Source organism: Pseudomonas profundi, from assembly GCF_008638305.1.
Classification (GTDB): domain Bacteria; phylum Pseudomonadota; class Gammaproteobacteria; order Pseudomonadales; family Pseudomonadaceae; genus Halopseudomonas; species Halopseudomonas profundi.
Genome location: NZ_VTPZ01000004.1, coordinates 13,696 through 39,359, shown reverse-complemented (window position 1 = coordinate 39,359; position 25,664 = coordinate 13,696). Strand labels below are relative to the sequence as shown.

Annotated in this window: 24 protein-coding genes and 1 riboswitch; of the genes, 10 read left to right on the top strand and 14 right to left on the bottom strand. The window is 61.8% G+C overall.

Annotated elements, in window-relative coordinates:
- The 10 genes from FZE95_RS06895 to FZE95_RS06850 all read left to right on the top strand — a co-directional run bounded on the left by FZE95_RS06895 (position 1) and on the right by FZE95_RS06850 (position 12,270).
- Positions 1–1,905 (top strand): glycosyltransferase family 2 protein, encoded by a 1,905-nt coding sequence (locus FZE95_RS06895; protein ID WP_150300123.1) that lies wholly within the window; start codon positions 1–3, stop codon positions 1,903–1,905.
- Positions 1,853–3,376 (top strand): hypothetical protein, encoded by a 1,524-nt coding sequence (locus tag FZE95_RS06890; RefSeq protein WP_150300122.1) that lies wholly within the window; start codon positions 1,853–1,855, stop codon positions 3,374–3,376. The genes FZE95_RS06895 and FZE95_RS06890 overlap by 53 nt, the downstream gene beginning before the upstream one ends.
- The gene (locus FZE95_RS06885; protein WP_150300121.1) at positions 3,343–4,308 is read left to right on the top strand and encodes a glycoside hydrolase family 113; all 966 of its coding nucleotides are present in this window, start codon (positions 3,343–3,345) and stop codon (positions 4,306–4,308) included. The genes FZE95_RS06890 and FZE95_RS06885 overlap by 34 nt, the downstream gene beginning before the upstream one ends.
- A gap of 1,111 nt (positions 4,309–5,419) precedes the next feature.
- A complete protein-coding gene (locus tag FZE95_RS06880) occupies positions 5,420–6,490 on the top strand; it encodes an NAD(P)H-dependent flavin oxidoreductase (protein WP_150300120.1) in 1,071 nt (356 codons plus the stop codon).
- A gap of 119 nt (positions 6,491–6,609) precedes the next feature.
- The gene (locus tag FZE95_RS06875) at positions 6,610–7,746 is read left to right on the top strand and encodes a glycoside hydrolase family 5 protein (RefSeq protein ID WP_150300119.1); all 1,137 of its coding nucleotides are present in this window, start codon (positions 6,610–6,612) and stop codon (positions 7,744–7,746) included.
- A gap of 321 nt (positions 7,747–8,067) precedes the next feature.
- Positions 8,068–8,355: a DUF2218 domain-containing protein gene (locus FZE95_RS06870; protein WP_150300118.1), complete on the top strand. Its 288-nt coding sequence runs from the start codon at positions 8,068–8,070 to the stop codon at positions 8,353–8,355.
- Between the two features lie 39 nt (positions 8,356–8,394).
- Positions 8,395–9,348, top strand: a complete 954-nt coding sequence (locus FZE95_RS06865) for an ABC transporter substrate-binding protein (RefSeq protein WP_150300117.1) — start codon at positions 8,395–8,397, stop codon at positions 9,346–9,348.
- 11 nt (positions 9,349–9,359) lie between these two features.
- Complete coding sequence (locus FZE95_RS06860) at positions 9,360–10,373, top strand: FecCD family ABC transporter permease (RefSeq protein ID WP_150300116.1); 1,014 nt, start codon at positions 9,360–9,362, stop codon at positions 10,371–10,373.
- 8 nt (positions 10,374–10,381) lie between these two features.
- Complete coding sequence (locus FZE95_RS06855; protein ID WP_150300115.1) at positions 10,382–11,470, top strand: FecCD family ABC transporter permease; 1,089 nt, start codon at positions 10,382–10,384, stop codon at positions 11,468–11,470.
- Positions 11,467–12,270 carry an ABC transporter ATP-binding protein gene (locus FZE95_RS06850; protein WP_150300114.1) on the top strand — a complete coding sequence of 268 codons (804 nt, stop codon included), beginning with the start codon at positions 11,467–11,469 and terminating at the stop codon, positions 12,268–12,270. Before FZE95_RS06855 ends, FZE95_RS06850 begins: the two co-directional genes overlap by 4 nt.
- Before the next feature lie 6 nt (positions 12,271–12,276).
- Here FZE95_RS06850 and FZE95_RS06845 read toward each other — a convergent pair whose 3' ends face one another.
- The 14 genes from FZE95_RS06845 to FZE95_RS06780 form a co-directional block, all read right to left on the bottom strand.
- Complete coding sequence (locus FZE95_RS06845) at positions 12,277–13,017, bottom strand: adenosylcobinamide-GDP ribazoletransferase (protein WP_150300113.1); 741 nt, start codon at positions 13,015–13,017, stop codon at positions 12,277–12,279.
- 22 nt (positions 13,018–13,039) lie between these two features.
- The gene (locus FZE95_RS06840; RefSeq protein WP_150300112.1) at positions 13,040–13,579 is read right to left on the bottom strand and encodes a histidine phosphatase family protein; all 540 of its coding nucleotides are present in this window, start codon (positions 13,577–13,579) and stop codon (positions 13,040–13,042) included.
- Positions 13,576–14,634 carry a nicotinate-nucleotide--dimethylbenzimidazole phosphoribosyltransferase gene (gene cobT, locus FZE95_RS06835; RefSeq protein WP_150300111.1) on the bottom strand — a complete coding sequence of 353 codons (1,059 nt, stop codon included), beginning with the start codon at positions 14,632–14,634 and terminating at the stop codon, positions 13,576–13,578. The genes FZE95_RS06840 and cobT overlap by 4 nt, the downstream gene beginning before the upstream one ends.
- Positions 14,631–15,152, bottom strand: a complete 522-nt coding sequence (cobU, locus tag FZE95_RS06830; protein ID WP_150300110.1) for a bifunctional adenosylcobinamide kinase/adenosylcobinamide-phosphate guanylyltransferase — start codon at positions 15,150–15,152, stop codon at positions 14,631–14,633. Before cobU ends, cobT begins: the two co-directional genes overlap by 4 nt.
- Positions 15,149–16,606, bottom strand: a complete 1,458-nt coding sequence (locus FZE95_RS06825; RefSeq protein ID WP_150300109.1) for a cobyric acid synthase — start codon at positions 16,604–16,606, stop codon at positions 15,149–15,151. The genes cobU and FZE95_RS06825 overlap by 4 nt, the downstream gene beginning before the upstream one ends.
- A complete protein-coding gene (cobD, locus tag FZE95_RS06820; RefSeq protein WP_150300108.1) occupies positions 16,594–17,595 on the bottom strand; it encodes a threonine-phosphate decarboxylase CobD in 1,002 nt (333 codons plus the stop codon). Before cobD ends, FZE95_RS06825 begins: the two co-directional genes overlap by 13 nt.
- Positions 17,588–18,493 carry an adenosylcobinamide-phosphate synthase CbiB gene (cbiB, locus tag FZE95_RS06815; RefSeq protein WP_397387116.1) on the bottom strand — a complete coding sequence of 302 codons (906 nt, stop codon included), beginning with the start codon at positions 18,491–18,493 and terminating at the stop codon, positions 17,588–17,590. Before cbiB ends, cobD begins: the two co-directional genes overlap by 8 nt.
- 37 nt (positions 18,494–18,530) lie before the next feature.
- On the bottom strand, positions 18,531–19,178 hold the full coding sequence (gene bluB / locus FZE95_RS06810; RefSeq protein WP_150300106.1) for a 5,6-dimethylbenzimidazole synthase: 648 nt from the start codon (positions 19,176–19,178) through the stop codon (positions 18,531–18,533).
- Positions 19,175–20,467, bottom strand: coding sequence for a cobyrinate a,c-diamide synthase (locus FZE95_RS06805; protein WP_150300105.1), 1,293 nt, complete (start codon positions 20,465–20,467; stop codon positions 19,175–19,177). The genes bluB and FZE95_RS06805 overlap by 4 nt, the downstream gene beginning before the upstream one ends.
- Complete coding sequence (gene cobO / locus FZE95_RS06800; RefSeq protein WP_150300104.1) at positions 20,464–21,075, bottom strand: cob(I)yrinic acid a,c-diamide adenosyltransferase; 612 nt, start codon at positions 21,073–21,075, stop codon at positions 20,464–20,466. The genes FZE95_RS06805 and cobO overlap by 4 nt, the downstream gene beginning before the upstream one ends.
- Positions 21,072–21,647 carry a hypothetical protein gene (locus FZE95_RS06795; protein WP_150300103.1) on the bottom strand — a complete coding sequence of 192 codons (576 nt, stop codon included), beginning with the start codon at positions 21,645–21,647 and terminating at the stop codon, positions 21,072–21,074. The genes cobO and FZE95_RS06795 overlap by 4 nt, the downstream gene beginning before the upstream one ends.
- A gap of 173 nt (positions 21,648–21,820) precedes the next feature.
- Positions 21,821–23,635 carry a TonB-dependent vitamin B12 receptor gene (gene btuB / locus FZE95_RS06790; protein WP_150300102.1) on the bottom strand — a complete coding sequence of 605 codons (1,815 nt, stop codon included), beginning with the start codon at positions 23,633–23,635 and terminating at the stop codon, positions 21,821–21,823.
- Between the two features lie 116 nt (positions 23,636–23,751).
- Positions 23,752–23,982, bottom strand: a riboswitch (cobalamin riboswitch).
- Positions 23,983–24,301: 319 nt separating this feature from the next.
- Positions 24,302–24,790: an ureidoglycolate lyase gene (locus FZE95_RS06785; RefSeq protein WP_150300335.1), complete on the bottom strand. Its 489-nt coding sequence runs from the start codon at positions 24,788–24,790 to the stop codon at positions 24,302–24,304.
- A 24-nt stretch (positions 24,791–24,814) separates the two neighbouring features.
- On the bottom strand, positions 24,815–25,663 hold the full coding sequence (locus tag FZE95_RS06780) for a bifunctional allantoicase/(S)-ureidoglycine aminohydrolase (RefSeq protein WP_150300101.1): 849 nt from the start codon (positions 25,661–25,663) through the stop codon (positions 24,815–24,817).
- Position 25,664 lies beyond the last annotated feature (1 nt).

Sequence of the window (25,664 nt, the reverse complement as noted above, 5' to 3'; positions counted from 1 at the left end):
ATGGTCGCTGGCAGTAACGCTTTTGCCGTCGGACGCATGCCGGATTCCGGCGCGCTGCATACGCCGATCGGGCAAAGCATGCTGGACGCGGGGCTGCTGCAACCCGAGCAGCTGGAGACCGCCCTGCGCCTGCAAAAACGCTGGAGCTCCCGGCTGGGCGATATCGTCCTCGCGCACCGCTGGGTCAGCGCCTTCTCGTTCTATCGTTTGCTGTCCGCGCAGTTTGGTCTGAGTTTCGTGAATCTGCTGGAAAAACCGGTGGAAGTGAGCGTGGATCGCGCGCTGTTCCCCGAGTTCGCGCAGCGCCTGGCTATCCCGTGGCGGCGCCAATACGGCAACCTGGTAATAGCCGTCGCCGACCCCACTCCCGAGGTATTCGAGTGGGCGCGCAAGACCTTTGGCGAAGATGTGCTCTTTGTCGGCACCTCCAAGTTCGACATTCTCTGGAGCCTGCAGCAGGGCGCTGAGCATCAACTGACCAGTGATGCCCTGAACCTGTTGGCCGAGCGCACGCCCGAACACTCCGCGCGCCAGGTCATTACCCAGCCGCAACTGCTGGTGCTCTATCTGCTGGCAAGCGTGACCTTGCTGGGCCTGGCGTTCTTTCCGGTGAGCACCATTATTACGCTCAACGCATTGATCACCGCGGCCTTCCTGGCCACCTTTGGTCTGCGTTTCGCGCTGGTATGGTTTGGCGCCAAACGGCGTATCGATATCAAGATCACCGACGAGGAGCTGGCCGATCTTCCCGAGGATGATCTGCCGGTCTACACGGTGCTGGTGCCGATGTACAAGGAACCCGAGGTACTGCCGATCATCACCAGCGCGCTGCGCAACCTCGACTACCCGACTTCCAAGCTCGATATCAAGCTGGTGCTTGAAGAGGACGACAGCGATACCATCGAGGCCGCCAAGGAACTGGGGCTGGAGGCGATATTCGAGATCATCCGCGTACCGCCTTCGCAGCCCAAGACCAAGCCCAAGGCGTGCAACTACGCGCTGCAGTTCGCCCGCGGCGAGCTGATCACCATCTATGATGCCGAGGACAAGCCCGAGCCCGATCAGCTCAAGCGCGCCGTCCTGGCATTCCGCAAGGCAGACCCGAACGTGGCCTGTATCCAGGCGCGGCTGAACTACTACAACGCGCACGAGAACTGGCTGAGCCGCATGTTCGCGCTGGAATACACCCTCTGGTTCGACTTCTATCTGCCTGCGCTGGAGCACCTGCGCATCCCCATTCCGCTGGGCGGCACCTCCAACCATTTCCGCCTGGAAGTACTGCGCGGCGTGAATGCCTGGGATCCCTACAACGTGACCGAGGATGCGGATCTCGGGGTGCGCATGACCCAACGCGGCTACCGCGTCAGTGTGGTCAACTCGACCACCTACGAAGAAGCCAATGTCAGCGTACCCAATTGGATCCGCCAGCGTTCGCGCTGGTTCAAGGGCTACATGCAGACCTGGCTGGTGCATATGCGCGACCCGGTGCATCTCTACAAGTCGACCGGGTTTCGCGGCTTCTGGGGTTTCCAGTTCTTTATCGGCGGCAACTTTCTGACCGCGCTGGCGGCGCCCTTGTTATGGGCGATCTACTTCGTCTGGCTGTTTGCCGGGATTCGTCTGTTTGATGTGGCCTTTCCGCCCGTGCTGCTCTACCTGAGCGTATTGAACCTGCTACTGGGCAACGGATTCTTCATTTACATGACGTTAGTGGCTGGATTCAAGCATGACTATTTCCGACTCACGCCCTACGCACTGACCGTTCCTGTCTACTGGATGCTGCAATCGATCGCGGCGTACAAGGGGCTCTGGCAGCTCATTCGCAAACCCTTCTATTGGGAAAAGACTACCCATGGCATCAGCAAGTACATGGCTGACGAGCGTAAGGCCGCGCTGGAAGAGTAACGCCGGATTTCCGAGCGGCCTGCTGGTCTTTTTGCTTGCGCTACTGGCGCTGGCGGCACTCTGCGCGCACCTCCTGGACAACGGATTCCAGGGTAGCGACGCGCTGGCACGCTACGCCCGGGTGCTGATCATGCGTGACGCCTCGCGGCTCTATATCGAGGATGTGGGGTTTCTCTCGCCGCAGGTATCGCCCTACCTGACACTGCTATTGAGCGGCATTCCGGGTATCAGCCTGCTGCGGGTGCCCTATTTGCTCGATATCGTGCTGGCTTCGCTGTTCGTCACGCTGGTCTGGCGCGACCTGAACAAATCCCATGGCCTGCTGTTGGCAACGCTCTGGACCACGTTGCTGGCGGCGCATCCCTTCTTTCTCTGGACCGCACTATCCGGTCAGGATCTGGCGCTCGGGCTGCTGTGTTTCTACGGGCTCAGCCGTTCGCTGCGGCGCTTTCGCAAAGATCCGGAGGTGTTCAGCTATCTGCGCTTTGCCGGCTGGCTGTGCCTGCTGTTCTTCGTCGATACCCGGGCCATGTTCATTGCAGTGGCGCTGGCGCCCTGGCTGGTGCTGATCGCGCCGCCTTCATTGCTACGGCGCGCACCGCTGGCGTTTTATCTGGTCTGCTATGTGCCCTTTGTTTTTGCGGTATTGGGGTGGGCCTATCTCAACTGGCTGTTTTTCAATGATGCACTGATCTTCCTCAAGCAGACGGGCTCGGCATTTCGTGGCGGATTCGAATCAACGCCTTATCTACCCTGGCTACTGGAGTTTGGCGGGCAATGGTGGGTGCCGCTGATCTGGCTCACGGCGGCAGGCGCGCTGGCATTCCCTTCGCTATTGCTGGCGCCCTGGAACGTGCGACCTCGCGCCTGGGTCGGCCCGGTGATCATCGCCTGCGTCACAATCTGCGCCGGCGCCATGGCGACCCTGGTGTGGTACACATCAGAACCTGTTGAGTTTCTCGCCCTGATGCTTGCCGCCGCGGCGTTAGGGCTGCGTGAAATGCAGCGCCAGCGAACGGTCGTCACCGCGTTGCTGCTGGCGGGCATTCCCCTTGGCTGGCTGGTCATGCAACAGTTGCCATCAACGGATATGCAGCCCTGGACCCAGGCACTGCGCGAGCGCGTACCGGCTCCGATCACCGACGAGGCATTGGTGGGCGTATGGCTCGCGGACTCGTCCCTGCCAACGCTTATTGATGATCAGACCGGTTACGCGGTCATCGCTGCCCGCGGCAACGGCCGCAACCTGATCCTGCCCTTCAGTGACCGATACAAGCTGGCGATGGCGACACCCAGTCGCATGCCTCCGCAAATCGTCGTGGCAGAACCGGGCAGCCAGCAGGCGATGGAAGATGCAAGCAATCTACATTTCCCCGGGCTTTGGGCGCATGGCCGTCCGGGATATCAACTAGTGTATGAACGAGGGGCATGGCGGGTATGGCAAAAAGAAAACTTATCGCGCTTGCGTTGATGTTGCTCCCCGCATTGGGTTTCGCACAGGAGACCGAAATGTGGATGGGCGCCAACGTGAAGATATCCGGCGATGCACAGTGGGGCAGCGATGCGGCTCAGGAATCGCTTGAGCGGCTCGCCGCAAGTGGAGCTGAAAAGGCCTTGCTGGTCGCCTTCATGTGGCAAGCCAAGCCCGACTCCAATGATCCGGTGATTGGCGGCGACAGCAGTCCCGAGCTGGTTGCAGCGGGCCTGCGGCAGATGCGCGACGCCGGTCTGGATCCGATCCTCAAGGTCCACCTGTGGATACCCGAGAGCTGGGCCGGCGAAGCCGCCCCCACCGACCGCATGGCCTGGTTCCATGCCTATCGGGATGGATTGCTGAAACTGGCCAAGGTCGCAGAGGATGAAGGAGCTGAAGCGCTGGTGGTCGGCAGCGAGTTGCGCCAGCTGCAGAACTCCGGTTACTGGCAACCGGTGGTGACAGCAGTACGCGAGGTTTACTCCGGCCCCATCGTCTACGTGACCCACAGTCTGGAAAGCGCCGAGCAGTTCCGCTACTGGACGCTGTTCGATGTCGTGGCCACCAGCCTCTACGCAGAGCTGCCGACCGACGAGGAAGCCCGCGGCGACGAAATGCGCGAAATGGCTGACCGCTTGTACACGTTGGGCCAGCGTGCGCAGCGCCGGGTCTGGGTCGCAGAGCTGGGCCTGCGATCTGCCACCGGCAGCCTCTCGGCACCCTGGGAAAGCCCCGAGGAACGCGAATTACCCGTCAACCTCGGCCTGCAGAATGAAGTGCTGACCAGCTGGCGCGACGCCCTCGACGAAACCGGCAAGGTGGATGGCCTGGCGATCTGGGCCTGGTACACCGACCCGAACGCCGGTGGCGTGAATGACACCGACTTCACCATCCAGAACAAACCCGCGCAGGAGATATTCAAGCGCTAAGGGTGGCGGGTGTAGCGCGTTGCCCGAGCCGCTCACCAACCTTGGAAAACCCCATTATGTGAGCCACCCCTGGGGGGGGGTGTAGCGCGCCTGCGCTACGCCAGCTCCGCAGGTGCAACAAATCCTGCCGGCGCGCATGATCGCTCGGCAGCTTGAAAACCAACCCTGTCGGCGAGCAGGCGTTCACCAACCCCAGTAAGCCCCCGCTCTGCCAGCCAGCTTCTGGGGGTGTAGTGCGCCTGCGCTACGCCAGCTCCGCGGCTACAACAAATCCTGCCGGCGCGCATGATCGCCAAGCAGCTCNGGCAAGGTGGATGGCCTGGCGATCTGGGCCTGGTACACCGACCCGAACGCCGGTGGCGTGAATGACACCGACTTCACCATCCAGAACAAACCCGCGCAGGAGATATTCAAGCGCTAAGGGTGGCGGGTGTAGCGCGTTGCCCGAGCCGCTCACCAACCTTGGAAAACCCCATTATGTGAGCCACCCCTGGGGGGGGGTGTAGCGCGCCTGCGCTACGCCAGCTCCGCAGGTGCAACAAATCCTGCCGGCGCGCATGATCGCCAAGCAGCTCAAAACCAACCCTGTCGGCGAGCAGGCGCTCACCAACCCCAGGAAACACCCCGCTCTACCAGCCACCGCCTGGGGGTGTAGCGCGCCTGCGCTACGCCAGCTCCGCAGGTGCAACAAACCCTGCCGGCGCGCATGATCGCTCGGCAGCTTGAAAACCAACCCTGTCGGCGAGCAGGCGCTCACCAACCCCAGGAAGCCCCCGCTCTGCCAGCCAGCTTCTGGGGGTGTAATGCGCCTGCGCTACGCCAGCCCCGCGGCTACAACAAATCCTGCCGGCGCGCATGATCGCCCAGCAGCTCAAAACCAACCCCGTCGGCGAGCAGGCGCTCACCAACCCCAGGAAAAACCCGGCTCTGCCAGCCACCCCTGGGGGTGTAGCGCGCCTGCGCTACGCCAGGCCCGTCGAAGGCATCCTACTGCTAGGTGATTCCTGGCGCGGCCGAGGCGTGTCTCTGCAGATATCCCTTATCACGCCGTGTCGCCACGGCAAATTTTTCCTACAATCGATGCCACTCCCACGCAGCCAACCGGTGACCTATGATTCAACGCGCAAACATTCTCGACCTCCTGAACATCCAGCATCCGATCATTCAGGCGCCGATGGTGGGTGTTTCTACCCCGGAGCTGGCGGCGGCGGTATCCAACGCGGGTGCGCTGGGTTCGATTGGATTGGGTGGCAGCAACCCGGAGCAGGCCAGGGAGCTGATCAAGAAAACCCGCGCGCTGACCAACGCCCCCTTCAACGTCAATCTGTTCTGCCACCAGCCAGCACAAGCCAAACCGGGCGTCGAACAGGCCTGGCTGGGGCATCTGGCCCCGCTGTTCAGAGCCTACAAAACCGAGCCACCTGCCTCGCTGAGCCTGGGCTACGTCAGCTTTCTGGAATCCGAAGCCATGCTGCAGGTGTTGCTAGAGGAGCGTCCGGCGGTAATCAGCTTCCACTTCGGTCTACCACCCAACGAATGGATCGAGCAATTGAGAGATGCCGGCATCAAAATTCTTGCCTGCGTCACCACCCCCGCCGAAGCCAGGCAGGCCGAAGCAGCAAAGGTCGACGCGCTGATTGCCCAGGGCATGGAAGCCGGCGGGCACCGTGGCGTGTTCGATCCCGACAATGACGAGCTGATCGGCACCTTTGCACTGGTTTCAGTGCTGGCCGAAATGACCGACCTGCCCATTATCGCAGCCGGAGGCATCATGAACGGCAGCGGGATTGTCGCCGCGCAAAAGTTGGGCGCTGCGGCGGTTCAGATGGGCACGGCATTCGTATGCTGTCCGGAATCGTCCGCCAACGAGCAGTACCGGAAGGCCCTGCTAAGCGAGCGCAGCCAGCACACTGCGATCAGCGCCGACATCTCGGGCCGACCGGCACGCGGCATGGTCAACCGCCTTTTCACCGATATCGGTGGCGTCAGCGCGCCGACACGCCCCGACTACCCTATCGCCTACGATGCCACCAAGGCGCTGAGTGCGGCAGCCATGAACCAGGGCGACTATGACTTTGCGGTGCAATGGGCCGGACAAGGCGCGCCATTGTCACGGGCCATGCCAGCGGCAGAACTGGTCGACGTGCTGGTACGCGAAATCGAAGCAGCCGTGCCGAGATAGGCTGTCACAATCACTGATTCAAGCTGGCAGATTGACAATGCTGGCACGTCCTTTGGATGGAACGTTTCGTGATGGTCAACGTCGGAAACTAAGCGTAACCACCGAAGGACGACATTGTTATGCCGGTATGCCGCTCCGCCAGTTTCGCTGGATTGTTCTATCTGATGTTCGTCCTGTTAATCCTCCAAGGCTGCGGCGGCGGGGGCGGAGGTGGCGGAGGTGGCGGCAGCAGTGCTGCTCCCGCTCCTCCCGGAACGAACCCCGGCCCCGAACTGCCTCCGGAGCAAGGAACAGGCACCCTTGATTTGGTCGGCATGAACGTCGCCGGCGCGGAGTTTACGCCCGGTGTCCTGCCGGGCATCCATGGCACTCACTACTTCTTCCCACCGCCGGGATATTTCCAGCAATGGCGGGACCGGGGAATTCGCAGCGTGCGCTTCCCGATTCGCTGGGAACGGCTGCAACCGGTACTCGGTGACGATTTCGATCCTACCTATGCAGGCCTCATTGACAACATGCTGAGCCAGGCGGCGAACGCCCAGATCGATGTCATTCTGGATATTCATGACTATGGGCGTTACCGCGGCAATCTGATCGGCAGCCCGGAAGTACCCTATGAGGATTATCAGAATCTACTGGAGCGCGTGGCATTGCGCTGGCGGGACCGCACGGCGTTGTACGGCTACGACATCATGAACGAGCCCGCCGGCATCCAGACCTGGCCGACTGCGGCGCAGGCGGCGATAAACGGCATTCGCCGCTATGACATGCTACGGCCAATCTTCATCGAGTCTGCAGGCAGTTCCAGCGCCACGAACTGGCCTACATATGGCAACGATCTGCTAGACCTGGAGGATCCCGCCGACTATTTGATCTTTTCCGCGCACCTTTACCTCGACGAGGGCAGCAGGGGAACCTACCCCAATCCACCCGGCGACGCATTCGATCCGATGACCGGTGTTCGCCGTGCCTCCGCGTTTGTCGAATGGCTCAGGAAGAATTACCGGCGTGGACATATCGGTGAGTTCGGTGTGCCCGGCGATGACCCGCGCTGGCTGGAGGGCATGGATAACCTGCTCGCCTATCTGCAGGAGCAGTGCATACCGATGGCTTACTGGGCGGCTGGACACCAGTGGAGAGACGACTATCCCCTGTTGGTCGAGCCGGGGCCTGACGGAGAAGGCCAACCCCAGTGGGAAGTACTGTCCGATTACGTGGGGGAAGGCGACTGTTCAGTCTATGGTCCACCGCCCTGAATCCCCGCACCGACGACCTCGATCGGGCTCGGTCCACAGAGGTTAACGAAACCCCTTCCGAACGCGCGAGGCCATCTGCCGAACGCGCTGTTCCACAGAACGACATTGCCTGAAACGAATAGGAAGCGTTATCATTCTCAGCTTCAGAGCCGTTCGCATACTTGTCGTCGTGCCTGACTACTGCGGCCTTAGCTGGTAAGCCCCCTTGTTCCCGATGCACACTCCGGGCGTCTTCGGGACTGCATCGCAACAGTCGAAGCTCAGGCCGCACGAGGTCCGGCAAGATCCCCAATGCATGCCGTACCCTCAAGGAGACTGCCCATGCACCGTTCTATCAGCGAAGTCAGCACCGATTCCCCCAGTGTCAATCTCAAGAAGCTGTGTCGTCATTTCAGTCACAAGATCGAGGTGAGCTTTGATGATGAGTGCGGCGATATCAAATTTCCTTTCGGCCGGGGGCTGCTCGAAGCAACTGACGGGCAGCTGCGAATCACGGCCGAAGCAGACGACATGGAAGCCTTGGCCAAGACCGAGCAGGTTCTGGCCGATCACCTGGTGCGCTTCGGCTCAAAGGAAACGCTAGTCGTTCAGTGGCATCGTCAGGCCTGAGCTGCATTCATACTCAACGCACTACAAGGCAAAAACCCAATGAACACTGCTTCAGCCACGCGCATCTTTTCAAGCCACTGGCTCACCGCCTTCGCTATTACCGCAGGCATCCTGTTCGCTTCCCATGCCACTGCCGCACCGCGCACACTGGAAACTGCTTATGGCGAGGTCGCGGTCGATGGCCAGCCCGAGCGCGTTGTCACCCTCTATGAAGGTGCCCTGGATACTGCCCTGACTGCCGGGATCACCCCACTGGGAACCATAGCCACACGTGGCGGCACCGGAGTTGCCGCCTATCTTCAGGATAAGGCCAAGGACGTCGCAATAGTCGGCACCTCTCGAGAGTTAAATCTTGAAGCCGTCGTGGCGCAACAGCCTGATCTGATTCTGGCCTCACCGCAGCTGTCGAAAGAACAGTACGAATTGCTGTCGGGCCTGGCGCCTGTCATCGTTCCGCCGATGGCAGGCTGGAAAACGGACAACTGGAAACAGGAAGCCCGGTTGTTTGCCAAGGCACTGGACCGCGAAGCCTCGATAGAGCAGGCAATTGAGGCCGTAGAAGGCCGCACGGAACAGCTTGCCGAAAGCATGCATTCGCGCTACGCCGAAAACGATCGCAGCGCCTATCTGGTGCGCTGGATGCCGCAGGGTGCGCTGGTAATGTCTTCGCAGCTGTTCACCACCGGGTTGCTCAGCGCGGCAGGGTTCGAGGTCGAAGATGGCGGGCTGGTCAACGGCGAACGCCCTCACAGCGACTTGCTAAGTCTGGAAAACCTTTCCCGCGTTGACGGCGACTGGATGTTTCTGGCGACGCTGAACGAAGAAGGCCGGGCAACCCTCGACGCCGCGCGCAAGTCATCGGCCTTTTCTCGTCTTGATGTCGTGCAGCGCGACCGCGTGATCCCGGTGGATGGCCAGCTGTGGACGAGTGCTTCAGGTCCGCTTGCAGCCCAGGCGGTGCTTGACGGCATCGAGTCCGTGATACAGCAATAGGGCAAGATCAGGTGACCAACGCAGGATCAACGCGAGCCGGTCTTGGCGTCACTTTCTGTGGCGCCGGCATTGCACTTGCCATTGTCTGTCTGGCGAGTCTGTTGATCGGCGCCGGCAATACAGGCGCTGATCTCGCACTGGCGACGCTGCTCGGCCAGAGCAGCAACGAGGAAGCGCGGTTCGTAGTCTACGAATTGCGCCTGCCACGCATGCTGATGGGGTTGGCCGCCGGTGCCGCGCTGGGTGTTGCCGGTGCGTTATTGCAGGCGGTGACGCGCAATCCGCTGGCGGAGCCTGGTCTGTTGGGCGTCAGTGCCGGCAGCGGCCTGGCCGTGGCGATAGCCATTGCACTCGGCTCCAGCGCCACGACCCTGCGTATTTCGGTCGCGCAGCTGGGCGCCCTGGCCGGTTGTCTATGTGTGCTGGCAGCAGCGCGGACCCGCGGCGTTGGCAGTGATCCGATCCGTCTGGTCCTCGCCGGCGCGGCTTTCTCCGGCTTGCTATTCGCGCTTACCTCGTTGTTGCTGTTGCTTGACCAGCGCACCGCTGATGAAATTCGCTTCTGGCTGGTCGGTAGCATTGCCGGCCGCAGTATGGATCAGGTCACAGCGATACTTCCGTCCATGGCCCTGGCCGCCGTGCTGATCCTCCTGGTAATCAGGTCACTGGCGGCGCTGGCGCTGGGCGAGCGAACCGCAGTGGGGCTGGGGCATCGACCGGAACTGGTACGCCTGACGGTAGTGGTTGCCGTTGCGCTACTGGTCGGTGCGACCACCGCCGTGGCCGGACCTATCGCCTTCATCGGCCTGGTGGTCCCCTTTGCTGCACGTGCTCTGGCCGGGTCGGATATCCGCCGTGCGCTGTGGCTGTGCCTGCCGCTGGGGCCGTTGACTGTTATCGGTGCCGACATACTATCGCGGGTCGTGGTGCAGCCGTCCGAATTACCCCTCGGGGTGCTTACAGCCATGCTTGGCGCTCCGGTACTGGTCGCGGTAGTGCGCGCCAACCGCTTACCAAGCCTGTGAGTATCCGCATGCACGGAGTCGACCACGCCCTCGCATTCAACCGCGTACCGGTCAGTGCCCCAATGGCTCCAGACGGTACATGGCTGCTCAGATTGCCGGGCAAGCGCAGCGTCCTGATCGATCGACGGGCCACCCTTGCTTCTTTGTTGCTCATTGGTCTGCTGGTAATCACCTCGATCCTGTCGCTCTGCCTGGGCACCGTGACACTTTCACCCGGCGAGGCGCTTGCGGGCGTGTTCGGTGAAGGGCCAGCGATGGCCAACTTCATGGTCAGCCAATTACGCCTGCCGCGCCTGGTCGCAGGTTTGCTGGCTGGCGCTGCGTTCGCCATGGGCGGCTGCCTGATGCAATCACTGGCGCGCAACCGTCTGGCTACACCGGGGATCATAGGGATAGATAACGGCGCAACCGCCTTCGCCGTCGCCTCGGTTGTTGGCATGACCGTGAGCCTGGCGCCGCCGGCAATGGCGTTGATCGGTGGAGCCACCGCCACTGCGCTGACCTTCGGTCTGGCCGGCGGGGCGGGCACGCGCGGCTATCGCTTCATTGTTATCGGTATCGGCGTGGGGGCCGTGTTTGGCTCGCTCACCCAATTAATGTTGGCACGGGTCGCGATCGATGTGGCCAACGCAGCCTTCCCCTGGACCGTCGGCACGCTCAATGCGCGCCCTGCCGGCGCAGTAACCACCCTAGCCATAGGACTGTTGATTGGCGTTCCTGCCGGGATGGGCCTGGTTCGCTCGCTGGCGGTGCTGCGCTTTGCGGATCCTGTCGCCATCAGCCTGGGCTTGAAAGTCGGCCGCATCCGCTTTCTGGCTCTTTTCCTGGCGGTGGGGCTGACCGCGCTAGCAGTCACTGTGGCCGGGCCGGTGGGATTGGTCGGCCTGATGGGGCCGGAAATAGCCCGTCAGCTGTCGGGGCGTGGCGTGCCACTGTTTGGCTCTGCGCTGGCCGGTGCGCTATTGATGATTCTCTCGGACCTGGTCGGCCGCATGCTGATGCCCCCGCTTGAAGTTCCGGTGGGTATCATCGTCGCGGTCATAGGCGGGCCCTACCTTCTTTGGATTTTGCTGCGTAGCGAGAGGATGACGCCATGAGCGAAGAGCACGCTGTACCAGCCGCACGGTTGCGAACGCGCGGGTTGCATCTGGCCTATGGCGACGCATCGATTATCGAGGACATGAATCTGTGCTTCCCCGATGCGCAGGTTACCGCCATTGTTGGCCCCAATGGCTGCGGCAAATCCACCTTGCTGGCAGGTCTGGCCCGGCTGCATGCGCCGCGCGGCGGCGCCGTACTGCTCGACGGCAAGGATATTCACCGCTTGCCAACCCGGGAAGTGGCCCGGCGGGTCGCGCTCCTGCCGCAGGATACGCAGGCGCCGGAGGGCATGACCGTCAGTGAGCTGATACGCTTTGGCCGGCAACCGCACCAGGGCTGGCTGCGCCAATGGTCTGATGAAGATCGCGATATCGTTGCGCATGCACTAGCCGTTGCCGACCTGCAGCAACTGGCACAGCGTTCACTGGATTCAATGTCCGGCGGCCAGAGGCAGCGCGCCTGGATCGCCATGGCCATCGCCCAGCAGACGCCCCTTCTGTTGCTGGACGAACCGACCTCCGCGCTGGATCTCGGCCATCAACTCGAAGTGTTCGAGCTGATCCGCCGGCAAGCCCACACCGGTACGACCGTGATCATGGTGGTGCACGATCTGGCCAGCGCCTGTCGCTTTGCTGACAACCTGGTCGCGATGCATGCCGGGCGCGTTATCGCACAGGGGCCACCGGATCGAATCATCACGCCTGAACTGATCCGGGAGCTCTATGGCGTGGAGTGTACGCTGCTGGCCGACCCGGTTACCGGAACGCCGATTCTTGCCGGTGTACGCCGGGCGTAACGCCTGTTATACGCCGAAGGGGCCGTTGCTCCACACCAACGCCACCAGCGCCAATGCCTCACCCATCTCCACCAGTGCGCCGGCGGTATCGCCCGTGGTGCCACCGAGTCGGTGTTTGAGCAAAGCGCGGTAGCCCACCGCGAACAACAGCACCACGACCAGCCAGGCGAGGCCGCCGATGATCAGCATGGCGAAACCGTGCACAAAGAGCACCGCCGGCAACCAGCCGCGCGGCATGTGCTCGTAAATGGATTCGCCCAGGCCGCCGGGCCGCACATAGGGAGTGGTCTGCAACAAAGCCGGCAACAACCAGCGCCCCATCCACGGCGCTACCAGTAACACCCACCAGAGATTGGACTCGATAATGGTGATCAGCGCTGCGTATTTCACCAATAGCGTGAGCAGTAGCGCCAGCACTCCCATCGGACCACAATTCGGATCCTTCATGATCGCCAGGGTGCGCTCGCGATCACCGCGCCCGCCGACCCAGGCGTCCACGGTATCGGCCAGACCGTCGAGGTGCAGCCCGCCGGTGATCAACACCCAGAAACCCAGCAGCAAAGCGGCCTGCAAAGTAATCGGCAAGTCTGCGAGCAGCCACTGCACCACAATCAACAGCAAGCCAATGACCAGACCCACCACCGGATACCAGAGCAGCGAGGCGCCCGACTCTTCCCCCCGCGGCGGCTGTCGCAGACGAATCGGCAGGATGGTCAGAAATTGCAGGGCTATCATCATTGGGGTCATGCAGAACTCTCCGTAATGCTGGTCAACACGCGTAGCGAATCAGCTGGCCGTGGCTTACCTCAACCTGCAGCAGGTCACGATCGGGCAAGGACCGCGCCCGGGCAAGCAGTAAGCGCATGACGCCGGCGTGGCTGACAATCAGGATACGCCGCCCGGCATGCATACGTTGCAGGTTCGTCATGGCAGCCAGTACCCGCTGCCGAAACGCGCTAACCGGCTCAGCGCCCGGCGGTGTGAAGGCGTAGGGATCATCCCAGAAACGCGCCAGCAAATCAGCTTGATCCAGCATCAGATCCCGCGGGTGCTGCCCTTCCCATTCGCCGAAATGCAGCTCGCGCAGGTCAGCGTGAATCTCCAATGCGACTCCCCGTTGCTGCGCCAGTTCGGCGGCAAATTGTGCACAACGTTGCAAGGGAGAGGTGACGATCAGATCCCACTCGAAGTTTGCGCACACCGCCTGGCGCATCTGCCCCCAACCGGACTCGGTCAGCGCATCATCCAGACTGCCACGGAAACCGCCGCCGAATTCGGTTTCACCGTGGCGCAGCAGATCAACAATCATTCCCCAATTCCTGCGCAAACCGCTGCCTCGGCAAAGGTTGCCATCTCATTGTGAAGGCTACAGGCCAACCGCAGCAGTGGCACTGCAACGGCCGCGCCGCTGGCCTCCCCAAGCCGCATGCCCAGGTCAAGCAGCGGCCGCGCATCGAGGGCCGCGAGCACCACATCATGCCCTGGCTCGGCACTGCGATGGGCGAACAACAACCAGGGCCGGCATGACGGGTTAAGCCGCACCGCACACAGTGCAGCAACCGAACAGATGTAGCCATCAACCAATACCGGCACGCCGTACTGGGACGCTGCGATATAGGCGCCGACCAGCGCTGCGATTTCCAAACCGCCAAGACTGGCCAAAGCATCGAACGGATCGGCAAGCTGTGGTGCATGCAATTGCAATCCGCACTCAATCACTTTGAGCTTGTGCGCCACGCCTGCTGCGTCCAGACCCGTACCCGCGCCGACCAGTTGCTGCGGCGCAACGCCAAGCAGTGCGCTGCCCAGGGCGCAGGCGCTGGTGGTATTGCCGATACCCATTTCCCCGGCGATATACAAATCACATCCTTCGGCGGCCGCCTCAACCAGCGCATCCCTGCCGGCAGTCAATGCCTGCCGACATTGCAGAGTCGTCATGGCCGGCTGACGGGTGAAGTTGGCGGTGCCGGGCGCGATGTGACGCTGGGTTACGCCGGGCGTGGACGTAATCGGCTGAGCCAAGCCGAGATCGTAAACCTGCAGCTGAGCGCCCAGAGCGCAGGAAAGCACAGCAATCGCCGCGCCGCCCCCGGCGAAATTATGCAGCATCTGGCCAGTGACGGCCTGGGGAAAGGCCGATACGCCCTCTTCCACCACGCCATGGTCGCCCGCAAAGATATCAATACACAGGTAATCGATCACCGGGCGCGAACGACTCTGCAATGAGGCGAGCGTAACGGCCAGTTCTTCAAGCGCGCCCAGCGAACCCAGCGGCTTGGTCAACTGGCTTTGACGCGCCAGGCTCTGCTGCTGAACTTGCACATTCACATTCTGAGCGGCGCGTTGCCACCATGCTCCATTCATGGCTTTTCCCCCTTCAGAGTCATTGGCAAACCGGCCACGCAGAAGGTCACCCGATCGCTTATTTGCGCCAGGCTCTGGTGCAACCAGCCGGCGGCATCGACATAACGGCGCGTCAATTCACCCATGGGGACCACGCCGAGCCCCGTCTCGTTGCTCACCAGAATGACCTGTCCGGTCAATGTCGGGAGCAGATCGAGCAAACGCTGTTGTTCATTGGCCATGCGCTGCGGATCCGGATCGAGCAACAGGTTGGTCAGCCACAACGTCAGGCAATCGACCAGTACGCACTGATCGGCTGCGCATCTTTGATCCAGCGCATCGGCCAATGCCAGCGGCTCCTCAATCAAGAACCATTCGGAAGGACGCTGTTGCTGATGAATGGCGATACGCTCGGCCATGGCCGCATCCAGCGCCTGGCTGGTGGCAATGTAAGTAACGGGCAGATTGGACGCGCGGGCGCGCTGTTCAGCCAGCCGGCTTTTGCCCGAGCGGGCGCCGCCGAGTATCAGTTCAATCAAGGATGTATTCCTAACAAGGCATCAAGTCTTTCGGTGTCGAGATGGTTCTCGACCAGGTCGGCGAGGCGGTCGATGTCGCGCGCTCGCAAGGCCGCGTAATCCTGTACCACCGGCGCATCGAGACCGGCCCATTGCAAAAGCGCGCGGCTGGCGTCGGGAGATTCGAACAGACCGTGCAAATAGGTACCGGCGATGTGCTGATCAGCGCTGAGCGCGCCATCCAGTCTTCCGCCCTCGAGCTTAACCAGAGGCGAATCCAGAGCCGGGCCGGCACTGACGCCGGCGTGTATTTCATAGCCCTGCACCGGCGCCTGATCAAGCGTCAGGTGCCCAGTCACCTGCGCCAGGCGCTTGCTGGCGTGCAGAGTGGTGGTGAAATCCAGCAGCCCCAATCCCTCGGCGCTGCCGGGCGGCCCCTCCAGACCCAGCGGGTCATCAATCTGCGTACCCAGCATCTGAAAGCCGCCACAGATACCCAGAAGCCGCCCGCCATAGCGCAGATGCCGCTGGATCGCGTTGTCCCAGCCCTGCTCCCGTAGAAAGGCAAGATCGGCCCGGACGCTCTTGGAGCCCGGCAGGATAATCAGATCCGCCGCCGGGACGGGCTCCCCAATCCGCACCAGCTGCAGGTCGACCTGCGGATGCAGGCGCAGCGGATCGAAGTCGGTGTGATTGCTGATACGCGGCAACACCGGCACTGCCACCTTAAGCGCGTGTGCGCTTTTGCCCGGTTGTTTGGCATTGATGGCGTCTTCTGCTTCCAGATGCAGATCATGCAGGTAAGGCAATACGCCAAGCACCGCAATGCCAGTGCGCTGCTCCAGCCAGTCGATACCGGGTTGCAGCAACGCAATATCCCCACGGAATCGATTGATCACGAAGCCCTTTACCCGCGCGTGCTCACTGGCCGACAACAGCTCCAGCGTGCCGACCAGATGGGCGAACACACCGCCCTTGTCGATATCGGCAATCAGCAGCACCGGGCAGTCCACCGCTTCAGCAAAGCCCATATTGGCGATATCGCCCTCGCGCAGATTGATCTCTGCGGGTGAGCCGGCGCCTTCGACCATCACCACCTGATACTGACTGGCGAGCCGGTCATGCGAGTCAAGGACCGCCTGCATCGCTGTGGATTTATAGGCGTGGTATTCAACTGCATCCATGCAGCCGACCGCCTGACCATGAATGATCACCTGCGCGCCGACATCGGTGTTGGGCTTGAGCAGCACAGGGTTCATGTCAGTGTGCGGAGCCAGCCCTGCGGCCTCGGCCTGCACCGCCTGGGCCCGGCCGATCTCGCCACCGTCAACCGTGACCGCCGAATTGAGCGCCATGTTCTGTGGCTTGAACGGCGCGACCTTGATATCGCGCCGTGCCAACCATCGACACAACGCCGTCACCAGCGTGCTCTTGCCGGCATCCGAGGTGGTGCCCTGGACCATTAACGTGGGCATGTGATCTCCGGTAAAAGCCCTGCGAACGTCGATTCAAGTCGACTCCATTCGGCACCGCTACCCGGCAGGCCGATGCGCAGTGCTGACAGCTGATCGAACAGCCGCGTCAGTATTCCTTGTTCGGCCAACGCCTGATGCAGCGCAGCAGCCCCGATATGCGGTATCCATTGAAACAGCGCGCAGCCGCCCTGCGGTGCCACCCCATATGCAGTGAGCAAGCTCGAAAGGCGCTGGCTATCGGTATGCATCCGCTCGCGCCAGATCCTCTGGGTTGGTTTGTCTGCCAGCGCATGCCGCCCGACATGCCGAGCCGGCCCGCTGATAGACCAGGGGCCTAGTATTTCTGCGAGGGAAACAAGTAAATCGTGTTCGGCCAGCACAAAGCCCAGCCGCGCGCCGCCGAGCCCGAAAAACTTGCCCAGCGAACGCAGTACAATCAGGCCGGGCGCACTGGTGTAGGGCGCCAGACTCATCTCCGGGGTGGGATCTACGAAAGCTTCGTCCACGATCAGGCCGCCACCACGGCTGGCCAGTCGTACGTGCCAGTCCAGTAATTGCTCCGGCGCAAAAAGACGGCCGGTCGGATTGTTCGGGTTGACCACCACCAGCACGTCGATAGAGTCGAGCATGGCTTCGACCTCGTCATCGGCCAGCGCCCGCGGTGCAAATCCAGCGCGTCGCCAGGCATGATGATGCTCGGCATAGCACGGCTCGACCAATCCAACTCGCCGTCCCGGAAATAACGCCGGCAGCGCCTGGATCGCCGCCTGGGAACCGGCTACGGGTAGCAGGCTCTCGGCCTGATAATAATCGCGGGCAGCCTGCTCGAGACCGTCATCGCTCTCCGGTAGACGCTGCCATGCCTCAGCGGGTATTGAAGGCAAAGGCCAGCTGTAGGGTGCCAATCCAGTGGAGAGATCCAGCCAGTCATCGATTGGAATGCCATAGGTGATGGCTGCCTGACGCAGGCGTCCGCCGTGTTCAAGCAAAGTTTAATCCCCATAATGCCAGTGCGATCAGCACCCATAAAACGACGCCGCAGCGCACCAATCGCAGTGCCCGAAAGATATCCGCCGCACCGGGTGCCGGCCCGGCGCCGAGTATCAGACGTTCATGCATGACGCCGCCGTAAATCGCGGGTCCGCCTAGTTGTACACCCAATGCGCCCGCACCTGCGGCCATGACCGGACCCGCATTGGGACTGTCCCAACGTGGTGCCTGCTCGCGCCAGCAGCGCAGCGCCCGCCGGGTCTTACCACACAAGGAATAGGTCAGCGCGACCAGCCGCGCCGGGACAAAATTCAATACATCGTCAATCCGCGCCGCGGCCCAGCCGAACTGCTGAAAACGCTCATTGCGATAGCCCCACATTGCATCGAGGGTATTGGCCAGTCGATACACCACCACCCCCGGCGCGCCCAGCACGGCAAACCAGAACAAGGCAGCAAAGACCGCATCGCTGCCGTTCTCCAGAACCGACTCGGTGGTCGCTGCCGCCACGGCGGTTTCATCAAGCCCGCTAGTATTACGGCTGACGATCCGGCCAACGCATTCACGGGCGGCGTGAAGATCGCCCGTGGCCAAGGCGCGCGCGACCGGTAACGCATGCTCGGACAGGCTACGCAACCCTATGGCCAGATACAGCAGTAACAGCTCGACCAGCCAGCCGATATCGGGAATCAGGCTGAGTAGCCAGGCCATCAGCGTGAGTGGCAATACCGCTAACGTCCAGGCGAAACACCCAGCCAAACGCTTCGATGTGCCGCGATTGAAGCGCCGTTCGAGGATGGATGCAAAAGCGCCAAACCCGACCAGCGGATGCCAGCGCCGGGGCTCGCCGAGCAACTGATCCAGCAGCAGCGCGGCCAGCATGATCGGCGCCATCAGCACATCCGCTCACAGCCAGGCATGTGTCGGGGCTGTGTCATGACTGGTCCCAGCTGTCGGTAAATATCAACTCATCCAGCGGCCTGCCCTGCGTCCATCCCAGCTCCTCCAACATAGGGCGCGCATAGAACCGGTCGACCGGGCCCAGACAGAGCACCGCCACGGGCCGTGCGCCAGCAGGCATATTCAACAGTTGTGCCAGCGCCAGCGGATCGAACAGCGACACCCAGCCCATGCCCAAACCTTCGGCGCGGGCAGCCAGCCACATGTTCTGGATGGCGCAGGACAGCGAGGCGAGATCCATTTCGGGCAAGGTGCGGCGGCCAAACACATGCGCGTCTCGGCCTTCCGGCAGCGCCGCAACCAACAGCTCGGCGCACTCGAGAATGCCTTCCACCTTGAGCTGCATGAATTCATCGCTGCGTTCACCCAGAGCCTCGGCGGTCAAACAGCGCTCGGCGTCGACCAGTTCATGAATGGCTTGCCGCAGAGCGGGATCAAGCACGCGGACAAAACGCCAGGGCTGCATCAGGCCAACGCTGGGTGCCTGATGCGCTGCCTGGAGCAGACGCGCCAGCTGCTCCGGCGCCACGCTGCCGCCGTTGAAATGTCGCATGTCCCGACGCTCGCGGATGGCGCGGTATACCGCGTCGCGCTCGGCAGCAGAAAACGCCTGGCTATTCATGGCCGGAACAGCGCTGCCGCGGCGTTGGGATCGCTTGGCAGATACAGATGGATATAGGAAGCCGTCGTCCGTCCAAGGCGGTACACCGCTTCGGCGGTGCGCCGATAGTTCGGACACTCGCCACGCGCCAACGGCTCCAACGCACAATCCAGCGAGGAATGGTGGAAGGTATGACCGCGCAATACGCCCTCCGGAAACGCGACCTGCTGCAGCGCCAGCGCGGTGAGGCGCTTTTGCATGACTACCTGCGCAGGCAGCAACCCGACCAGCTCGGCTGATAGGCCTTCGGCGTCGGTTAGCGTCTCGCAGAGATAGAGCATCCCGCCGCACTCAGCCAGTATCGGCTTGCCGACGCGGTGATGACGGCGAATCGCCTCCGCCAGCTCAGTGTTAGCCGCCAGCTGCTGCAGGTGCAGTTCCGGATAACCGCCGGGCAGATACAGGCTATCGACATCGGGCAGCACGCTGTCGACCAGAGGCGAAAAGAACACCAGCTCGGCGCCCATACGCGTCAGCAACTCGAGGTTGGCCTGATACAGAAACGCGAAAGCCGCATCGCGGGCGACGCCGATACGCACGCCAGCAAGCAGCAGCTCAACCTCTGCGCCCAGCTCGCCTTCGAAGCGGACCGCCTCTGGCAATCGTGCGCCGGCGCTGGCTTCCAAAGCATCCGCAGCGGCATTGAGGCGAACGTCGATATCATCCACCTCATCAGCTTGAACCAGACCCAGATGCCGGCTGGGCAAAGCCAGCGCCGGATCACGCGGCAAGGCGCCATACCAATGCATACCCTCAGGCAGACAGTCGCGCAGGATTTCAGCATGGCGGGTGCTGCCAAGCTTGTTCGCCAACACGCCTGCAAAGGGCAGATCGGGCTGGTAATGCGCCAGGCCGTGGGCCATGGCGCCGAAGGTCTGCGCCATGCCGGAACCGTCAATGACCCCGAGGATCGGCACGCCAAATCGCCGTGCCAGATCCGCCGCCGAGGGCGTGCCATCGAACAGCCCCATCACACCTTCGATCAGAATCAGGTCGGCATCGCTCGCGGCCTGCCACAGCAATTGACGGCTCTCGGCTTCACCGGTCATCCATAGATCAAGCTGGTAAACCGGGCGACCGCTGGCGCGTTGCAGAATCATCGGGTCGAGGAAATCCGGCCCACATTTGAACACCTGCACGCGTCGACCCTGGCGGGTATGCATCCTGGCCAGCGCCGCGGTAACGGTGGTTTTGCCCTGCCCTGAGGCAGGCGCGGCGATCAGTAACGCCGGACAGCAACGCGCCGTCAAAACTCGACCCCCTGCTGCGCCTTGATGCCCGATTTGAACGCGTGCTTGACCACGCCCATCTCGGTGACCGTATCCGCTGCGTCGATCAGCTCGTCAGGCGCGCCGCGCCCGGTCACCACCACATGCTGATGCATCGGCCGCGACGCGATATCGCGCAGTACCTGCTCCAGATCCAGATAGCGGTACTTTAGCGCGATGTTCAGCTCATCCAGCACCACCAGGCCCACATCCGGATCGCTCATCAACTCCACCGCCACATCCCAGGCCGCGTGCGCCTTGGCAATATCATCTTGGCGGTCCTGGGTCTCCCAGGTAAAACCGGAACCCATCACATGGTAGCGCACTTCATCGGGAAAGCGCCGGAAGAAGGTCTCCTCCCCGGTGCTGCGTGCCCCCTTAATGAACTGCACGATGCCGACCTGCATGCCATGGCCCAGCGCCCGCGCCGCCATCCCGAACGCGGAGCTGCTCTTGCCCTTGCCGTTACCGGTCAGCACCAGCAGCAGCCCGTGTTCGTCCTGCGCCTGGGCTATCTTTTCATCCATCAGCGCCTTTTTGCGCTGCATGCGCAGGCGGTGGCGCTCATCGCGGCCGGGAATCTCACTCATGTCCGGCGATCTCCGGCTGCAACCTGCTGACCAGTGAGTAGGCGAAGCGCAACGTACACCAGCGCCGCCAGGCCGACGTAAAGCGCCAGAGTGCTCAGATATTGCGGATAGTAGGTGGCGATGCGCTCGAACATGCCGGCCACAGTCTGATCGCTATGCCGACCCGACAGCCAGTAAAAGCCGCCGCTGGAAAATAACTGACACACCAGCGCACTTACGGCCACCGTGGGCACGAGAATCAGCAAACTGGAGAACTCCTCGCGATGCCAGCGTGCATACAGGCGTCCGCCAAACCAGAGCGCGCCATAGGCCGGCACCAGCATCCAGTACGCCAACGTCATGCAATGGCTATCACTGGCCCAACCAGTCGACATCAGATCCATAAACAGCGCCTGAAGAAACAGCAAAGGGAATGCCCAGCGCGGACGCAACAGCACCCCCGCCAGGAAAAACACCGCCCAGGACGCACTGGGCAGATTCACTGCGCTGAAATGGCTGCCGCGACTGATTGCCATCAAGAGTACGAGTACAACACCTACAGCCAACTGGCTGCGTTTGGATAGTGCCAACATGGGTCATTCCCCTTTTCGTTTCATGGTTAGGGGAGCCTCTGAAGAACGTAGCGAGCGAAGGTCAGGCAAGGCGAAATCCGAGGAAAATGCGCAGTTTACGTGCTGTAAATGAGCAATTTAGACGAGGATTTCAACGCAGCATGGCCGAGCGCAGTAGTTATTCAGGGGCTCCTTTAGAGTGGTTGGTAGCGCACAGTCAGATAACCAGCTCGGCCCGGCTGCTGGTAGCTGGCGGCGGTTTCGTATTGGGTATCGAACAGATTGCTGACCCGCGCCTGCAGCCGCCATGCATGGCTGAACCAGTAGGTCGCTCGCAGGTCCACGGTGTTATAGCCGTGCAGGTCGGTGGTGTTGGAAGCGTTATCCCAGCGGCGGCCTTCGGCATGCAGGCTGGCACCGACACCGATACGCCCGAAGCGGCGATCAATATCCAGGTTGAACAGTTGCTCGGCGCGGCGGGCCAGCAGATCGCCCTGCCCGGGACGGGAAGATCGATTCGCGGGGTCCTGCAAAGTCAGATTGGTGCGCCAATCCCAGTTCAGCCACTGGCTGTCCATCTCGAACTCGACGCCCTTGATCACCGCCTTGTCGACGTTCTCCGCCAGATATATCCCGCCGCCCAGGTTCACGCTGGCGATCAGGTCTTCCACCTCATTGCGGAACAGATTAACAGACCACTGGCCCCAATCGTGCTGGCCGCGCAGCCCTGTCTCCAGGTTGCGGGAGGTTTCTTCGCTGATGTCAGGATTACCGAAGCCTGGAAAATACAGCTGGTTGAAGGTCGGCGCCTTGAATGCCGTACCGTAGCTGGCCACCCATTGCAGGTTGTCAGAGAGGGTCAGCCCATAGCCGAGATTGCCGGTGGTGTGCTCGCCGTGCTGCTCGTTGTCATCGTAGCGCAGGCTCGCCTGCCATTCGTGCACACCGCGCTGGCCAAGATACTGGGCATAATATCCGTGGTTACTGCGCTGGGACTCGCTGTATTCGGTGGTGCTGCTGACCTCATCTGCCAGATAGTCATAGCCCACCGTAAGCAGATGACCGGGCGCCAGATCGATGTCGTTCTGCCAACCGAGTGTGTCACGGCGGGTATCGAAGCGACTGAAAAAAGTGTTGCCGTTAAAGTTGTCGCTCTTGTCTTCGCTGCGTGCAGCCTGCAGCGACACACGCCACGGCTTGAGCGGCGCAAACCTCGCTTTGACGCCATGGGTGGTCAGCACCGCGTCGGAGTTGGCTTTGTAACCCGAGTCGTAGTCATTGCTGGAATGGGATTCCAGCACATGGCCTTCCAGCTCCAGGCCGTTATCGAAACGGTAACCTGCGCGAACATTACCCGACAGCTCGCGATACCCGTCATGATCCGGCTCGCCACGACTCGGTCGCGCATCAATCCCGCGAGTCGACAAACTGGTAATTCCCAGGCTGTACCAGCCATCGCCCACCCCACCGGATACGCCTGCACTGCCGGCATGGTGATTACGGCTGCCTGCAGTCAGCGACATCCAGGGCTTGGCTTTCCCGCCTTTGCCCTGGCGAGTGAAGATCTGGATCACCCCGCCAATGGCTTCGGAGCCATACAGACTGGAGCGCGGGCCACGGACGATCTCGATGCGCTCGATCTGATCCACCGGCAGGTTCTGCAGCGCCGCATCGCCGCTGGTCACCGAGCCAATGCGCGCCCCATCGATCAGGACCAGCACATGTCCCGAACCGCTACCGCGGATACCGATGCTGCCGGCCTTGCCCGGCCCGCCATTGTTGACGATGCTCACCGACGGGGTGCGACGCAGCAGATCTGGCAGATCAGTGGGCTGGAGACGTTGAATATCGGCGCGATCGATGCGGGTAACCGCACCGAGACTGGCGCCAAGGGACTGTCCGGTCCGCGTTGCGGTAACGACCTGGTGGTTCAGAGAAAAGGGTTCAGCATGGGAAAGACAGGCGGCGGCCGTCAGGGCCAGCGCCAGGGTTGTGCGTGCAAAGTTCATCGGTGCTCCGTCACCGTACTCACCCGTACGGCATGGCTGGTTAGAAGCAGCCGCGACGGACAGGGCAAACGGTTTCGACACAGATGAAATCGCTCCACCCGCAGTGCCCGCCGCACTACTGTGACATGCGACAGGCCGGTCTCCGGGCTCATGAGTGGATTGCTCCGATGATTCGACCTTCCCATGCGAAGCACGGTGGTCTCGCTGGATCATCCGCCTGGCACACCGAAGTGGCCGGCACTCATTTACCGTTGCGGGGGCAGCGCCGGAATTGTCTGAAACAGACGCACCGGCTTCCCAGTTTCACCCACCAATTACTGGCAGGAACCTGAAGCAGCCGGAAGGTTAGGAGTTTTGCGGGAGGAAGTAAAGGGCGAGCTGGATGCGTCTCGCCCTGCGTCGAGCCACGTACCAGCGCTGAGTAAGGCCAAGCCCAGTGGACTGATTGCCGTACGTCATCTGTTCGTTTGGAGCATCAGCTAGTTGCTTCAACTTGACGAGAGGTAAGTTTTCATACGCTTAGCTGCGATTAGTAGTGCTACCTACTAACTTAGTAAACACTATTACCAAGTGATACTAAGCAATGCCCGAAGCCCTGCTTAACCAGGCGGGTGACAACGAACATCGTCTAGCCAATCATGACCAAAATTGAAACTGCCAACCCGATTACGCCAGGCTCACCCGCACCGCAAGCGGATGTTCGTCGCAGTTGTGCCCTGCGCCGCCGCGATCCACCACCAGAAACTCGCCTTCAGACTCGAGCACCGACTGGATCGCATGCCAGGTGCCGGCGTGATAGTTCACGCCCTGCCTGCCGTCGGTGACGAAGGCGCGCACCTGGGTTGGATCAATCACATCGCCCGGCGGCGCTACCACGACCACGAAGCGCTCCCCGTGCAACGGAATGAAGGCCTGACTGCCCAGCGGATGACGCTCGAGGAAGGTCAGTTCCAGCGGCATCTGCACCGGCTGACTGACGAAGATGCTGATCAGCGTTCGAGCTTCCTCGCCCAGTGTCTCGACCTTGGCCAGATCATGATAACGGCGGGTGCGCCCGCTGTTGATCATGAAGAACTCGGCGTGGCGGTGATCGATCACATCGCCAAAGGCCGTGAAGGCCTCCGGCGACAGCGGCTCGGCGGTCAGCTGTAACAGTTGTTCGTTCATCGGCATGCTCGTTCAGGCGCCATAGGTCGGCAGTTTCATATGACGATTGACGTCCTTGTACAGCAAATAGCGGAAGGGGCCCGGGCCACCGGCATAGCAGGCCTGCGGGCAGAAGGCGCGGAGCCACATGTAATCACCCGCTTCGACTTCGACCCAATCCTTGTTCAGCAGGTAGACAGCCTTGCCTTCGAGCACATAAAGACCGTGCTCCATCACGTGGGTCTCGGCGAAGGGGATCACACCACCGGGCAGGAAGTTGACGATGTTCACATGCATATCGTGGCGCATGTCCTGCGTATCGACGAAGCGCGTGGTACTCCAGCAGCCGTTGGTGTCGGGCATCACAATCGGCTCGACCAGGTTCTCGTTGGTCACGAAAGCCTCTGGCACGTCGACGCCTTCCACCTTCTCGTAGGCCTTGCGAATCCAGTGAAAGCGCACCGCGGCGTCAGAGCGGTTGCGCACCGTCCAGTCACTGCCCGGCGGAATGAACGCATAGCCACCCGGCTGCATGACGTGCTGCTCGCCGTTCAGGGTGAGCGCCAGTTCGCCTTCGACGATAAACAGCACGGCTTCGGCCTGCGGGTCGGTTTCCGGCTTGTCGCTGCCGCCGCCCGGCTGCACTTCCATGATGTACTGAGAAAAGGTCTCGGCGAAACCGGTCAACGGCCGCGACAACACCCACAGGCGAGTACCATTCCAGAAGGGTAGATGGCTGGTGACGATGTCACGCATCACGCCCTTGGGAATGACAGCATAGGCCTCGGTAAATACCGCGCGGTCAGTCAGCAGCTGCGTTTGTGGCGGATGCCCACCGGTGGGGGCGAAATAGGTTCTGGGTTCATTTGGACGCTGGGCCATG